Here is a 13,934-nt window from a genome sequence, read left to right as displayed (position 1 = left end):
TTTTCTTTATTAAACTTCAACCTCCACTTTCCCGGTTAACAAATCCTGCATCAGGCCCTTTTTTAAGCTTTGGTGTTTGGCAAGGTTAGCTTGTTCCTTTAATATAATTTTATCCATCGATTGAATCTTTTCGGCAATTAAGTTTTGTTCTTCTAATTGAGGATATTTGAATTTTATATTTCTTAATTCAGTTAAGCCTATCCTTTCTCTAGTCGTTCCAGTACTTTTGGCGATTGCCTGACTTCGGAAATAATTATTATTTATCGATTCTTTAACAAAGAGATTATTAAACTTTTTTTCATCAATACTTAATCGAATTCCATCTGAAGCCATTAAAAATCTGTTCGTAAAATCAGGAATAATACAAGCTCTAGCAACGGGTTCAGCCATTTTTGCAATAATAATATCACCTGGATAAATATTACAGGATCTTAAATCATTTGCTTTTTGTTGAGATGTAAAAACAATAGACTTATTTATAAATTCACCATCTCCAATATTTTGAAGTTGAATTATTTGGACACCAGCTAATGTGTAATCTTTGGTTTGTAAATCCGAACCGAATGGACCTCCTGTAAATGAATAATGTTTACCTGCTGCAGAATCACTTAATTTACCAAGATTCCACTGCTTCGGAATCCATCCTAGTTCGGTTTCTTTATAGAGGTGGGGCGCGTCTTTATAAGCAGGGCGCAGTTGGCCGGTTTGCAGGTTTATGCCGCGGGTAAAGAGGTTCTGCATCATTCCCTGCTTGATAGCCCTGTATTTGGCAATGGCCGCCTCGGTCTTTTCAATCACCGCATCGACGGTGTTGAGGATTTTGGCGATTTTGTGTTGAAGACCTAAATCTTTAGGATAGCTTAGTTTAATTTTTGCTAATTTCTTTTGTTGGATTCCTAATACGGTGGAACCTGTTGAATTTTGCTGTAGGTGTTTTTGGAAGCATTCACCAGAGAATAAGTGAAAAATAAACTTTTTGTCTATTTCATCTTTTTTGAACTTCAGTAATATAGTTCTTTGACTTAGAATATACTTTTTATTATCTGGAACTTGAGCAACATTTCCTAACGGTGCTTCCATCGTTAAAAGGACATCACCTTCTTCACAATCACCTTTATTCATCCACTTTTTATATAATTTATCACTTCCGAAATAACACTCCTTTTCAAAGTTTACTTTGCCCATTTCAACATTGTTGGCTGATAAAGCTCTAATTTCACCGCCTCCCCAATCCATTCCAAGTTTTAAGGGTGTTTTTCCTCTAAAGTCCAAAACCTTGTATGTGATATCCTCAAGTCTATTTGATATCCATTTATTTTTCATACCCTAACTCTTTTAAAAACTTATTCAGTTGTTCGGCTTCGGTATCGCGCTCTTGTAAAATATCTTTTAGGGTAATACTATATTTCACCTGCAAGTTTTGCACTGCCGAGATGTATTCATTAACAAAGGCTTTTACGTAGGCTTTGTAGCGGGTTTGCAGCAGCTCCAGCCAGCGATCCAGGATAAGGGCTTTAGCTTCGGGCTCAGTAATTTTTTCACGGGCGGCATCTACCAGGGTATCTTTTTTAGCTTCGGCAGCTTTTAGGTTTGCTTTTAGATCTTTCAGATCCTTGCTTAAAGCATTGTGCTTTTTCAGGTGGGCATCTATTTGTAGTTTCTTGCTTTCGGTTGCAGGGATCTTTTTATTGCTTAGCTCCCCAATTTTCTCCTTTAGCTCATTTATTTCGGATATATCTCCATTAGCCTCTTCCAAAACCTTTAAGGCGGCTTTATATTCCTTTTGCTGTTTCTTAAAAGTTTTCAGGTTGGCGTTAACTTCTTTTAAACGGGCCTTCAGCTCCTTTACATTTTCTTTAGTGAGGACTCCGGTTTCGTCTTCATCTTCATAATCTTCAGCTTCGGCAGCATCAAAAAGGTTTTCCAGTTCAGCAATTCGATTGCGATCGGCATCCATTTGTTCCAGCACTTCAGGGAACTGGCTTTGTAGAATATCCATTTCAGGGATAAGTTCCGGGCCCCAACCACTGGCAGCCACAGATTTGAAGTCAGGTTTCAGGTCATCCCAAAAGCCTGCAAAAGCTCCACGAATCTCGTGCTCATCCAAAGCTTTTAAATCATTAAGTTCTTCAATGATAGCAGGCATTACCTTTTTACGAAGCAAAGCGGCATTCCCGGAGTTAGGCAAGGTTTCAAAATCTTCTCCGCGCTCTTCCCACCAGGTATTTATCTTATCTCGATAAGTTTCATAAAGGTGTTCAATTTTCGGGCTTTGTTCCACATACTCCTTAATCACTTCTTTGCCTAAAATTTCTTCAGCAAAATCAAATAAATCTTCATCACGCTTTTTGAAGATTTCATCATTCACCCCAAAAAAAGCTTCAGATAAGGGTTCCAGGTGCGCCACCTCTTCTGCAGGTATCCCACCATTTAGATGCGCTTTTACATTTTGAGGCTCAGCGTCGGGAGAATTATCAACATAGCGGCGAATGTTAAGATTATAATCTTCTTCTTGTATTTCGCTAACTTTTACGAGTCGGCTATATTTTTCAATATCAGTTTTACTGAAATAAGTATTGGTGATCTTCTCAATATCTTCAGGTCGTAGCTTGTTCTGGTTCTTGCCCTCTTTGTATTCCCTATCGGCATTAATAAAGAGAATCTCTTTTCGGTCTTTAGCTTCCTTTTTATCGAAAACCAGCACACAAGCCGGGATCCCGGTACCGTAGAATAAGCCTGATGGCATACCAATTACCGCTTCCAGGATTCCGCGACATATAAACTCAGCTCGGCATTCCTTTTCATCGCCACTTCTAAACAACACTCCGTGCGGCATTACCACCGCCATTTTACCGTCGTTCTTCAACACACTAAGCATGTGCTGCACGAACATAAAGTCGGCCTTTTTTCCCCCTTCGGGCATAAAAGTATGGAAGCGCTCGGGGAACTTCATTTCTTTTTTAGAGTAATTTTGTGAGAAAGGCGGATTAGCAATTACACGGTCGAAGGTCATTAAACTACCATCCTTCGCCTTATGCTCTGGACTTTTTAAGGTATCTTCATTTCTGATGTCGGCATTGCGCACGCCATGCAGGATCATATTCATCTTACAGATCGCCCAGGTGGTACCACTGTCTTCCTGTCCATAAAGAGACAGGTCCCGAGGATTTCCACCGTTTTCCAATACAAAATCCTTTGCCTGAATAAGCATCCCACCCGATCCTACCGTGGGATCGTAGATGCTCATTCCTTCTTTGGGAGCTATGATTCTGGTAAGCAAAGCAACAACCTCTGACGGCGTGTAAAATTCCCCACCTTTTTTCCCGGCACTATCAGCAAAATATTTGATCAGGAATTCATAGGCCGCACCCAAAAGATCGGGAAATTCAAAGTCCTCATCTTTAAGTGGGATTTTATCAAATTTTGTTATAAAACTTATCCATTTGGAATCTTCGATAGTTTTTTTTCCAACCTTGCGATTGTAATTAATACTTTTCAGCACATCTTCCAGGACTTCAGGTTTGGCATCTTCGATAGCTGCCAGGGCTTTATTTAAGCCTGATCCTACATTCTTTTTAATATGTAGAATTCCTTTAAAATCTCGCTTATCTTCATCTTCCTCGTTTTGAAGAGTTTGCTTCTCGTCGTCTTTAAGCGTCCACCGAGCGATGGGCGGGACGAAATAATCATATCGTGCTGGATTAACGAGTTGTTTTTGAATAAGGTCTTCCCGCATTCCTTTGGTCTCGTATTCTTTGCGCAGAGTATTCCGCTGCTCTACAAATTTATCATTGGCTCTTTTCAGGAATAACATTCCGAAAACAAACTCTTTATATTCTGAAGCATCCATTTTCCCGCGAAGTTCATCACAGGCACTAAGAAGCAATGATTCGAGTTTATGTAGGGTAAGTTTTTGGGTATTGGTAATGGTCATTATTCTTTCTGGGTGATATTATTAGTTATCAATCCTTTACCTAAAATAAGGCGCCAGATTAGTGCTTAACGAATGTAGGGTAGGTTAAGCGTGGTACAATTTAGGAAAAATCAGACAATAGTTAAAGGAATGTAAAGGAAAGGCTATAGTCGATATTACTTTATTGAATTATCAATAGAAAGATTCCTCTATCTCTCGCAATTAGCTAAATTTTTAATCCGATCGAGCCTTATAAAAAATAACTGAAAATCGAATGATTAACAGGAATTTAAATACTCAACCGTGAACTGTCTATTTTAACCATATCTGTCCAAGGGATTTTAAGAACATCACCACATTCATTATCCCGATTTTCAATGCTGAAAAGCCTTAAGAACAGAATTGGCCAAATATCAATTATTAGATTCTATGTAATCTCTAATTAAATATTATGCTTCTAATTCCTAAGTTTCCTACTTAGTTCAAACATATTTTAACTTAATTTATCCTTAAGAACTCGTACGTATATTTGGGTTGTTGCTATTTTCGTATGTCCAGCAACTTCCTCAATTAAGGAATAACCTTAAAAACGGTTATAACAGGCAAAGACTTCGGGTATTCAAGTCATTGGATGTTCGTAATACTTTTCGAGTATTCTAAGTCTTTATCAATTAAAGGAATCTTAACTTCTCCATTAGTCTTGTGTCGTAAAGCGAAAATCCATTTCTGACCATCCAGACCATTCCTAGCATTGTCTTTGATTAGATCATTGATATCTGTAAAACTGATTTAAGTATAATAGCTAAAAACAAATAAATCCCACACCCTTTCAAAAGGATCAGATAAAACAACATTAGTTTTGGACCTAAGTTTAAAATCCATTGGAATCAATATTAAATGAAAGCAATTAATATCAATTAAAAATTTGTGCTTGAAAAAGGAGTTATTCTGTACCTATTCTGTACTATATGAAATAAAAAAAGGCTTCACATTTCTGTGAAGCCTTGTCTTTGCTAGTAGCGGGAACTGGACTCGAACCAGTGACCTTCGGGTTATGAGCCCGACGAGCTACCTACTGCTCTATCCCGCGATATCGACTGCAAATATACAGTCATTTTTTATTTCTGCAAAGCTTTTTTTAAATTAAATCATTAACCAGTTCATAGCTTTCATCCGCTCCTTCTTTTCAAAAGATTTGATATGCGCTGGAACAACTAAATCCTTAATGTCCATAGATTTCTCAAAAAGCTTATGGTCAGTAACTATGGCAATTTTCTTCAATTCCTTAGAATGGGAATAATGAAATTCCATTGCTTTCAAAAAACCTGCGATTGAAATTCCCTGGCCCGATCCATCCTCCAGATATAAACAAATAGGACTAACAACCTCCAATCGATCCTTTATTTTTGAAAGTATTTCATCTATTTTCTTTTTATCGATTTCTTTGTTAACCAAGAATCCAACAACATTGTCTGCAAATTCGAAAGTTTTTTCCATGGTTAATAAATGGGTTAGTTTATATTGGAAGTTAAAAAAAACAAATCAAACCCCGAATCTTTTGAAAATTATTCTTTCACTGCTCTATATTCACGGCTTCAAAAAAAATTAATTCCCCACCTTCAAATGAAACCGTTATTTCAATAGGATTACAGCAGTTTTCACAGTCTTCAATGTATGCTTGTTGGCTTACTGAGGGATCCAGTAGCACGGAAATTTCTTCCCAGCAATAAGGGCATTGAAAAAAATATTCAAACATAAATTATAGTTCGTTACATTATCACTGTTCACTCTATACCATCCAGACTTTCCTGAATCTCTTCCCATTCTTTCATCAGGGAACTCAATTCTTTCTTTTTCGTTTTATATTTCTCCAGATATCCAGGCTTTGCAGCAACTTCATCATAATTTGTAGCCAATTCCATATCGCGGATTTCTAGATCTTTCTCCAGCTTGGTAATTTTAGATTCGGTATTGCTAAGCTTATTTTTTAAAGACTTTACTTTTTTCTGATCTTTGTAGGCTTTTTTGTTATTAGAACCAACCCCTTCTTTCTGCACTTTGGCCGCTTTTTCCTTTTTTTCTATGCTACGCATATCTTCCAGCTTACGCTGATCTAAGAAGTAATTGATGTCTCCTAAATATTCTTTGATTTTGGTATCCTTGAATTCATATACCTTGTTGGTGAGACCCTGCAGAAAATCCCTATCGTGAGAAACGATTATCAAGGTGCCTTCAAATCTTTTGAGTGCTTCCTTTAGTACGTTTTTAGATTTTATATCCAGGTGATTCGTAGGCTCATCCATTATAAGCACGTTAAATGGCTGAAGCATTAGCTTACACAGTGCCAATCGGTTTCTTTCGCCTCCAGATAACACTTTTACCTTTTTCTCTACTTCATCACCTCTAAAGAGAAAAGAACCTAACATATCACGTACTTTACTTCGGTTCTTTTCATTAGCCGAATCAATCATAATGTCAAGCACTGTTTTCTCACCTTCAAGATAATCAGCTTGATTTTGTGCAAAATATCCAAGTTGAACATTGTGACCAAGTTTTAAATTGCCATCGTAGGGAATTTCTTCTATAATTATTTTTGCAAGCGTAGTTTTACCTTGCCCGTTCTGTCCGACAAATGCGATTTTACTTCCTCTTTCTATTAAAAGATCTATATTCTTTAAAACCCGATTGTTTCCATAAGCTTTTCCAATACCTTCCGCTTCAATCACTACTTTTCCTGGCTGCACTGAAATAGGAAAACTTACATTCATAACAGCATTATCGTCTTCATCTACTTCTATTCGGTCAATCTTATCCAACTTTTTAATAAGCGACTGTGCCATGGATGCTTTTGAAGCTTTTGCCCGGAATTTTTCAATAAGCTTTTCGGTTTGCTCTATTTCCTTTTGTTGATTCTTTTGTGAAGCGAGTTGCTGCTCTCTTAACTCACCTCTTAGCACTAGGTACTTAGAATAAGGCTTATTGAAATCGTAAATTTTTCCAAGAGAAATTTCTATGGTCCTATTAGTTACATTATCAAGGAACATTTTATCGTGGGAAACTATGATCACACAACCAGCATAATTATTCAGAAAATTTTCCAACCAGATAATACTTTCGATATCCAAATGGTTCGTGGGCTCATCCAAAAGAAGAATGTCATTATTTTGAAGCAACAGTTTTGCCAGTTCTATACGCATTCTCCATCCTCCAGAAAATGTCTCGGTGATTTTATCAAACTGCTCTCGCTGAAAACCAAGACCCAGCAATACTTTCTCCGTATCTCCTTCGTAATTATAACCTCCAATAATTTCATAAGTATGGGTGATCTCGCTTAAATCCTGAATGAGTTGTGTATACGATTCACTTTCATAGTCAGTTCGAGTAGCCAATTGATGGTTAATTTCATCAATTTGTCTTTCGAGTTTTTTTATTTCAACAAAAGCCTGTTGGGCCTCTTCCAAAACTGTTCGACCTTGCTCAAAATCTATATCCTGTTTTAAAAACCCTATATTGAGTTCCTTATCACGCGCAATCTGACCCTGGTCATGTTCCTGTTCTCCTGCTAAAATTTTAAGCATCGTAGATTTTCCAGCACCATTCTTTCCTATTAAACCAACACGATCTCCGGCGCCAAGTCTAAAGGTTATTTCTTCAAAAAGATATTCTCCGCCAAAAGAAACAGAGAGGTTATGAATATTAAGCATTTGTAGATTTTATTTTTGCAAATATGCCTAAATTTACAATGTGAAAAAAATATGTACGCTTCCAATATAAAGTCTCGTTCAAACTTATAACTCTCTGACAACCAATTATGAAATTTTTTAAAGGAACAAAACTTTACAGTATACTAACTGGCACCTGTCCAGTTTGCCATAAGGAAAGCATGTATTTGGAAAGCAACCCATATAAATTAGGACGTATTTTTGATATGCACGAGCACTGTTCACATTGCGGAACAAAGTACAAAATAGAACCTTCCTTTTTTTTTGGTGCCATGTATGTGAGTTATGCTGTAGGAATTGCTTTTGCTGTAGCCGCCTTTATAATTGCCTATTTCTTTTTAGGCGGTGGTCTATTAACTTCTTTTGTGGTTATAATTGGAACCCTGGTTGTATTTATGCCCATAATTGTTAGACTTTCCAGAAACATCTGGATCAACCTGTTTCTACATTATAAGCCGAACTCAGGAAATAATTAAGAGGGAAAATGTTTCTTACTGAATCTATTTAGATTGATCTCCTGGGGCAGTGGAATTTTATTCTCTATATATGCTATTAAATCAGCAGAAACCTTTGGTGAAATAAGGACACCCCGACTTCCAAAGCCATTACAACAATAAAGATTTTTATACTTTGGATGTCTGCCTACCATGGGTTTTCGGTCTTTACTGGCCGGTCTAATCCCTGCCGATTGATCTATCACCTCAAAACTGCAGGTAAGAAGCTTTTTGACTTTTTCTTCAAGTTCTATCCTTGCGCGTTTACTTGGTTGGGGATTTCTATCCTGATTATCATAAGTAGCCCCTACTTTATATAAGTTATTGCCTAACGGAATAATAAAAACCGAGGATTTCACCGCAACCTTAAGTTTGAGTTCTTCTGAATAAATCGTAATGTATTCCCCTTTATTTCCTTGTAAGGGTAGATAACTGAAAAATGGATTAGATTGTAATCCAAAGCCTTCGCAAAAGATAATATGTTTGGCTGAAATTCCATTATAATTTATGGAGTCTTCATTTATTTGAAGCGCACTATAATCAAACCTTTCGAATTGAATTTTATTTATGGTTTTTAGGTGATTACGGTATTCCTTTATCAAAACATCGGTATCTATCACCCCGGTTTGTCTGACTCTACCAAATGAGAAGTCTGAAGGGATATTGGGATTAATATCTTTTACCAGCCTAGTGTCTAAAAACTCAGAAAGCATGGGTTTATCCGCTGCTTCAAACCAATTGTTTTGTTCTTCAGCGGAAAAGAATTTCCTGTAAATTTCTATTGAATGTACAATCCTGGTCTGCAGTTTGGCTTCTATTTTCTTATAAAACGGAATGGCGATCTGCATTTGTTCATTTGCATTCCAGGCCAATGTAAATCGTTTGAGAATGACCGGATTAAACAATCCGCCTGCCACAAGGGAAGATTTTTGAGATCCATCTTCAAAAACTATAAACTGCTTATTTCTTTCTTCAAGCCTACGACTAAGGGCAATACCGCTTAAACCTAATCCAACTATAATATAATCTAACATAGTTTAAAAATAAAAAAATAAAGACAAAGCTAAGCTTGCAAATAGAAAAAGCGCCCCTAAAGGAACGCTTTTTAATATCAATCTTTAAAACTTTTAGTTGTTAATAACTCCACATATCTAATTCGAAATTTCTTATTTGTTCTTGTATTCTTTGTGACTCCAAAAGTTCCATAAAGGCATTATCAACAATATAGTCATCTATTGGACGATCTCCATAAACATTATCCTCTTTATAAATAAGTGCATTAAATCGTCTAGAATTCAAAAGATGATCAAAGGTGATTGATTGTCCCGAGCCCCCTATGGTATAAGCACTATTCTCATGTAATACCTCTCTGGCATCCGGGAAAAAAACCCAGAAAAGCTCTACAAGATCGGACTGGCCAGAATCTATAAAGTTAACATCTGGTGCTACAGGAGCGATTCCCAATAATCTGTACTTGAGTTCAGCCTGTCGCTTATCGAAATACCACATCCCTCGGATATGATATTGAGCGATGTCAGCAGCACCAAGATCTCTACGATCAATAAACTGCGGGTCTACTTCTTCTCCAGCATTATACTGCTCTATACCCAGATTTGTAGTATCAACTTTAGAGAGGGTAGCCTGAATATCTTCTAAGGTCCGTTCTTCGTTAAAATAAGAATCAGCATAAATTTTCTTAATCTTGCCATCCTTAATAGCCGAAATTAATACATCATAAAGGGAACGACGATTATCGCCAATGTTGTTGACATCTATAGGATAATACAACGGAAAATTAACTCGCTCATCAAGATCAATTTTCTCCCATACATTCTTAGACCATAAAATATCGCGTTCTCCAACATATCCATATTCAAGTGGTTCATCGTTTAAATCACTTTGAATTTGGGCTTCGGTTTTTTTACCAATTTCTTCCGGGCTATCGGCATTTAAAATATTTGCCTGCCCGTAAGATGTTATTGTAAAAAATAACACTAAAGCATTCAATAAAATTCCTCTCCAACTCATCTTCTAAATTTTATTAGTTCGTCAGCTCGATAATAACCGGAGCGACCTTTTTAAGCTTGTAACTAGAATTACCAGCGATGCCTGCCTCTATATCGAAAATCTGAACGGTTTCTCCTCTTCCGGCCCTTCTTAATGCGGCTTTCGCATTGGAATCCAATTTACTTCCATTCACCCTTATTGTAGGTTGTCCAGGAACTTTAAAGCTAAATCCTGTTACATTAAGATCTAGATTAAAATCAAAATCAGGTAAACTGGCGCCCACAGTAGAAATCTCTAAACTATTACGCTGCATTTGCACAGAACCGCCTTCACCTCTAATGGTTCCCACAGGCTGGGGTATATCCTTAATTCTAAAAGTTTTACTGTCTGTTACTGTTTCGCCACCTGGTAGTGTACCGCTAACTTTAATGGCAACCTCTCGCGCCTGCAAATTAGTAACATTCATCACATATTGCCCGGCACCACCTGTGGCCGAAAGACCGGGGGCTTGAGCGTTAATATTTCCAACTCCAGGAATTGAAATGGTCATCGGGTTTTGTACCCCACGATAAAGCACATTCATCTTATCAGCTGAAATAACTGCTGAATTAGGTTTTGGGATCACTGCATATGAACTCTTAATCGGAATTCTAACAATAGAGTCTCCTTCTTTAAACTGAAGCTCCCCGGTAATTTCCTTTTCTCCAACATTTCCTGCTGGAAAATCAAGAATCACCTGTCCTGCCTGGGTGCTTTCTACTTCATTACCATTAATAACTACATTTTCAAATTTTAAAGTTGGGTCTAATCGACCTAAGACAACTTTACCCTTAAAATTTTCACCACTAAAGAATGCCGTTTTATCAGGAACAACAATAGCCTGATAATTAGTTAAGGACACATCACTTTGCAATTGTCCAGCTAACATCGAAGATAAAATATCATTTTCAGTGGTTCTGACATCAGATTGTATCTGGGTAAATTTTGTTAAAGAAGCAATTAATGGGAATCCCTGATAATTATACATTAACCAGGGTTGGGTAACATTTTCACTATTAGTTACCTCTTCTGTAGAAAAATCGCTTGCCACTTCATTTCTGATTTGTGCAAAATCGTCACCTAAGATGGCAAGTACCTCATTTCTATAATTGTCTATAGCCGCTACAAACTCTTCCCCCTTAGGAGAAATTCTTCCACTGGCAAAAAACAAGTTGTCCAGCTTATCTGCACGGTCCATAGCCTCATAGTTATTCCTTTCCTCGCCTTCAAAATCCGCCAGCAGCTCATCTTTAAGGCTTCCAATAGTGTTATAAAGATTATCGGAAAGCACCCCAATCTGTGCCGCTTTAGCTTCTAATTCTTCGTACTTTGCTGGTTGTTCATCGGCTTTTGCGGCCAAACCGGCCATTGCCAAATCGTTACGTTGAGATGTAGTAGCATTAGATTCCTCAAGGTCTTCTTTCATTTGACCAAAAGCTGTTAATACTTCCTTAGACATATTTAGTGCCATCATTGCGATGAATACCAAATACATCAGGTTAATCATCTTCTGTCTTGGTGTTTGTTTTCCAGACGCCATGTGCTAATTAGTTTTGTTCTTTAATAATTTAGATTTTCAAGCGGTGCATTCACTAATTAGTCGCCATGCTGCGAGTACCATTCATAGCGGTAAGCATACCTCCATAAACTCCGTTCAGGGAGGAAAGGTTAGCGGCGAGTGACCCCATTTCCTGGTTTAATTTACCGGCATTTTCCACAACCTCCTGGTTAATTTCCGCCTGACGAGAGGCAGATTCTACCTGAGCCTTATAGATATTGTTTAAAGTCTCCATTTGGGTAGCAGCTGTGGTAAGCTCTTCGCTGTATTTTTTTTGAGAAGCCATGGCATCTACTGTAGGAGCAATTCCTTTGGCAGCACCTTCAAAATTACGGATACTGTCTCCAAGACTGTGCATCAAATTGGCATCAATTTTAGCCTCTTTAAGCATCTCATCTAATTTCTTTGATAACTGTCCTTGAGTTTCTTTTTCATCTTCAATTACCGTCGCAGCACGCCTATTTGCCTGTCCGCCGGCCAATTCTGGATACACAAGAGACCAGTCAAGATCATCATCAGTAGGTTCAAAAGCTGAATATGCAAATACAAAAGCCTCTACTACAAGACCGGCAATTAGCATAGGGTTTGCAAAAGGCCAGTGCATAATTTTAAAAAGTGCACCTAATATTACCACGGATGCACCTAAACCGTACACCATGTTAGTTATTCTCTTAGTTGAATTCGATTTTGCCATAATAATAAAATAGATTTAGATTTTCTACTGTTTAAATAGGTTGTTAATTACTTGCGGGTTGATTTAGGGTAACATCTGTTCCAAGGTAATCCTGCACAGTTCTAAAGCCGATATAGCTTCTTGCAGAATCAGCATATTCATAATCTCTTGAACTTACCTGAAGGAAATAGGCAACATCCTTCCAGGAGCCCCCACGGACTACTTTGCGCATGTCATCTGGATTATTAACTGTAGGGTTCATGGAAGACATATATTCATAAGAAGCAGGGTCGTAAGTGGAAAAGACCCATTCACCAACATTCCCGGCCATATTATAAAGACCATAATCATTAGGCGCATAAGATTTTGCCTCAACTGTATATAAAGCCTGATCAGCAGCGTAATCTCCTCTTAATGGTTTAAAATTAGCCATAAAACATCCTCGATCATTTTTAGTATATGGACCTCCCCACGGGTAAGTAGCACCATCCAACCCTCCACGAGCAGCATATTCCCATTCAGCTTCCGTCGGTAAACGGTAGGAAGGTACATTGTGATCTCCTTTCTCCCTTCTGTAATAATTGTGGTAAAGTGTTCTCCATTGTGCGAAAGCCCTGGCCTGTTTCCATGAAACCCCCACTACAGGATAATCATCAAAGGCACTATGCCAGAAATAATCATTGTGCATTGGCTCGTTATAAGCATAATTGAAATCCCTTATCCAAACCGTGGTATCCGGATAAACTTCAATCTCTTCACTTTTAATAAAATTACTTCTATCCCCTTGTTCTTTAGCAGCACCCTGAATATCCATCCAGGTGTAAGTAAATTTTAATTTATCAACATCTATAGTGCGCTGGCCATTATAAACTTCATCCATGGGAATGTGCAGCATGTCCATTACCTCTGCATAATACACATCTGGATAATCTTCTGTATCCCAAATAATTTCTATATCCTTATTTAAACGGCGGTTTGCATAGGTATCCGAAGGACCTCCTTGACCGTAAGTATTTAACATGTATTCTTCATAGGGAGTCATTTCACCCTCTTCGGTATCTAGGAAAGCGTAATCTCCAATGCCCCCAGTGCCTTCTGTTTCCCCCATATTTTCAGCCATAATAGCTAATTCCGTTCTAACAACAGAATCCCTTACATAATTGACAAACTGACGATATTCGGCATTGGTAATTTCTGTTTCATCCATATAAAAAGAACGAACAGTCACCGTTTTCAGAGGAGCATTGCGTTTGCCCGCAAGATCATCATCAGCTTTCCCCATAGTAAACGCACCACCAGGAATTAATGTCATCCCTAATGGTTTCTCCGGATTCCATTCCTCCCCTTTCGCACCGACAAGCTGCCCACGATCTCCACGCCCACAGCTTGAAAGCAAGGCTAGAACAGCTATTAGCGAAATATATTTCTTCATAGTTTCATTTAGGTTAAGACATCTCAATTTACGGCAGTAAACCTATCTAATTATTTTTTAAAAAACAATATTTTAGGTAAAAATACAGTAAATACC

Annotated in this window: 11 protein-coding genes and 1 tRNA gene; 1 reads left to right on the top strand and 11 read right to left on the bottom strand. The window is 37.7% G+C overall.

Annotation, left to right across the window (positions count from 1 at the left end):
• Nucleotides 1-9: 9 nt before the first annotated feature.
• From DET49_RS16435 to DET49_RS16410, 6 genes are all read right to left on the bottom strand, one after another.
• Entirely contained in the window at nucleotides 10-1,323 is a 1,314-nt protein-coding gene (locus tag DET49_RS16435) for a restriction endonuclease subunit S (protein WP_133549683.1), read from the bottom strand.
• On the bottom strand, nucleotides 1,313-3,934 hold the full coding sequence (locus DET49_RS16430; RefSeq protein ID WP_133549681.1) for a type I restriction-modification system subunit M: 2,622 nt from the start codon (nucleotides 3,932-3,934) through the stop codon (nucleotides 1,313-1,315). Before DET49_RS16430 ends, DET49_RS16435 begins: the two co-directional genes overlap by 11 nt.
• Nucleotides 3,935-4,930: 996 nt before the next feature.
• Nucleotides 4,931-5,003: transfer RNA gene (locus DET49_RS16425), tRNA-Met, on the bottom strand.
• 53 nt (nucleotides 5,004-5,056) lie between these two features.
• Nucleotides 5,057-5,410: an STAS/SEC14 domain-containing protein gene (locus DET49_RS16420; RefSeq protein ID WP_133549679.1), complete on the bottom strand. Its 354-nt coding sequence runs from the start codon at nucleotides 5,408-5,410 to the stop codon at nucleotides 5,057-5,059.
• Nucleotides 5,411-5,486: 76 nt separating this feature from the next.
• Nucleotides 5,487-5,669, bottom strand: a complete 183-nt coding sequence (locus DET49_RS16415) for a CPXCG motif-containing cysteine-rich protein (RefSeq protein ID WP_133549677.1) — start codon at nucleotides 5,667-5,669, stop codon at nucleotides 5,487-5,489.
• Between the two features lie 28 nt (nucleotides 5,670-5,697).
• Nucleotides 5,698-7,617 carry an ABC-F family ATP-binding cassette domain-containing protein gene (locus tag DET49_RS16410; protein WP_133549675.1) on the bottom strand — a complete coding sequence of 640 codons (1,920 nt, stop codon included), beginning with the start codon at nucleotides 7,615-7,617 and terminating at the stop codon, nucleotides 5,698-5,700.
• Nucleotides 7,618-7,724: 107 nt separating this feature from the next.
• Between DET49_RS16410 and DET49_RS16405 the strand changes: the two genes are divergently transcribed.
• Entirely contained in the window at nucleotides 7,725-8,111 is a 387-nt protein-coding gene (locus tag DET49_RS16405) for a DUF983 domain-containing protein (RefSeq protein WP_133549673.1), read from the top strand.
• Here the strand turns inward: DET49_RS16405 and DET49_RS16400 are convergent.
• The 5 genes from DET49_RS16400 to gldK form a co-directional block, all read right to left on the bottom strand.
• Entirely contained in the window at nucleotides 8,108-9,163 is a 1,056-nt protein-coding gene (locus tag DET49_RS16400; RefSeq protein ID WP_133549671.1) for an NAD(P)/FAD-dependent oxidoreductase, read from the bottom strand. The genes DET49_RS16405 and DET49_RS16400 overlap by 4 nt on opposite strands.
• A 100-nt stretch (nucleotides 9,164-9,263) precedes the next feature.
• Entirely contained in the window at nucleotides 9,264-10,157 is an 894-nt protein-coding gene (gldN, locus tag DET49_RS16395) for a gliding motility protein GldN (protein ID WP_133549669.1), read from the bottom strand.
• 13 nt (nucleotides 10,158-10,170) lie between these two features.
• A complete protein-coding gene (gene gldM / locus DET49_RS16390) occupies nucleotides 10,171-11,715 on the bottom strand; it encodes a gliding motility protein GldM (protein WP_133549667.1) in 1,545 nt (514 codons plus the stop codon).
• 52 nt (nucleotides 11,716-11,767) lie between these two features.
• On the bottom strand, nucleotides 11,768-12,427 hold the full coding sequence (gene gldL / locus DET49_RS16385; RefSeq protein WP_133549665.1) for a gliding motility protein GldL: 660 nt from the start codon (nucleotides 12,425-12,427) through the stop codon (nucleotides 11,768-11,770).
• Nucleotides 12,428-12,470: 43 nt separating this feature from the next.
• Complete coding sequence (gene gldK / locus DET49_RS16380) at nucleotides 12,471-13,838, bottom strand: gliding motility lipoprotein GldK (RefSeq protein WP_133549663.1); 1,368 nt, start codon at nucleotides 13,836-13,838, stop codon at nucleotides 12,471-12,473.
• Between the last annotated feature and the right edge of the window lie 96 nt (nucleotides 13,839-13,934).

The sequence above is a fragment of the Salegentibacter sp. 24 genome (genome assembly GCF_004362395.1).
Taxonomy (GTDB): Bacteria; Bacteroidota; Bacteroidia; order Flavobacteriales; family Flavobacteriaceae; genus Salegentibacter.
Note: the sequence above shows the minus strand (reverse complement) of the source record. Positions and strands in the feature narration are given on the sequence as shown.

What these genes read in the sequence shown, in the direction of transcription:
- DET49_RS16410 (WP_133549675.1), bottom strand. Translation starts at nt 7,617, where the DNA reads ATGCTTAATATTCATAACCTCTCTGTTTCTTTTGGCGGAGAATATCTT.
- DET49_RS16435 (WP_133549683.1), bottom strand. Translation starts at nt 1,323, where the DNA reads ATGAAAAATAAATGGATATCAAATAGACTTGAGGATATCACATACAAG.
- gldL (WP_133549665.1), bottom strand. Translation starts at nt 12,427, where the DNA reads ATGGCAAAATCGAATTCAACTAAGAGAATAACTAACATGGTGTACGGT.
- DET49_RS16405 (WP_133549673.1), top strand. Translation starts at nt 7,725, where the DNA reads ATGAAATTTTTTAAAGGAACAAAACTTTACAGTATACTAACTGGCACC.
- DET49_RS16420 (WP_133549679.1), bottom strand. Translation starts at nt 5,410, where the DNA reads ATGGAAAAAACTTTCGAATTTGCAGACAATGTTGTTGGATTCTTGGTT.
- gldK (WP_133549663.1), bottom strand. Translation starts at nt 13,838, where the DNA reads ATGAAGAAATATATTTCGCTAATAGCTGTTCTAGCCTTGCTTTCAAGC.
- gldN (WP_133549669.1), bottom strand. Translation starts at nt 10,157, where the DNA reads ATGAGTTGGAGAGGAATTTTATTGAATGCTTTAGTGTTATTTTTTACA.
- gldM (WP_133549667.1), bottom strand. Translation starts at nt 11,715, where the DNA reads ATGGCGTCTGGAAAACAAACACCAAGACAGAAGATGATTAACCTGATG.
- DET49_RS16415 (WP_133549677.1), bottom strand. Translation starts at nt 5,669, where the DNA reads ATGTTTGAATATTTTTTTCAATGCCCTTATTGCTGGGAAGAAATTTCC.
- DET49_RS16430 (WP_133549681.1), bottom strand. Translation starts at nt 3,934, where the DNA reads ATGACCATTACCAATACCCAAAAACTTACCCTACATAAACTCGAATCA.
- DET49_RS16400 (WP_133549671.1), bottom strand. Translation starts at nt 9,163, where the DNA reads ATGTTAGATTATATTATAGTTGGATTAGGTTTAAGCGGTATTGCCCTT.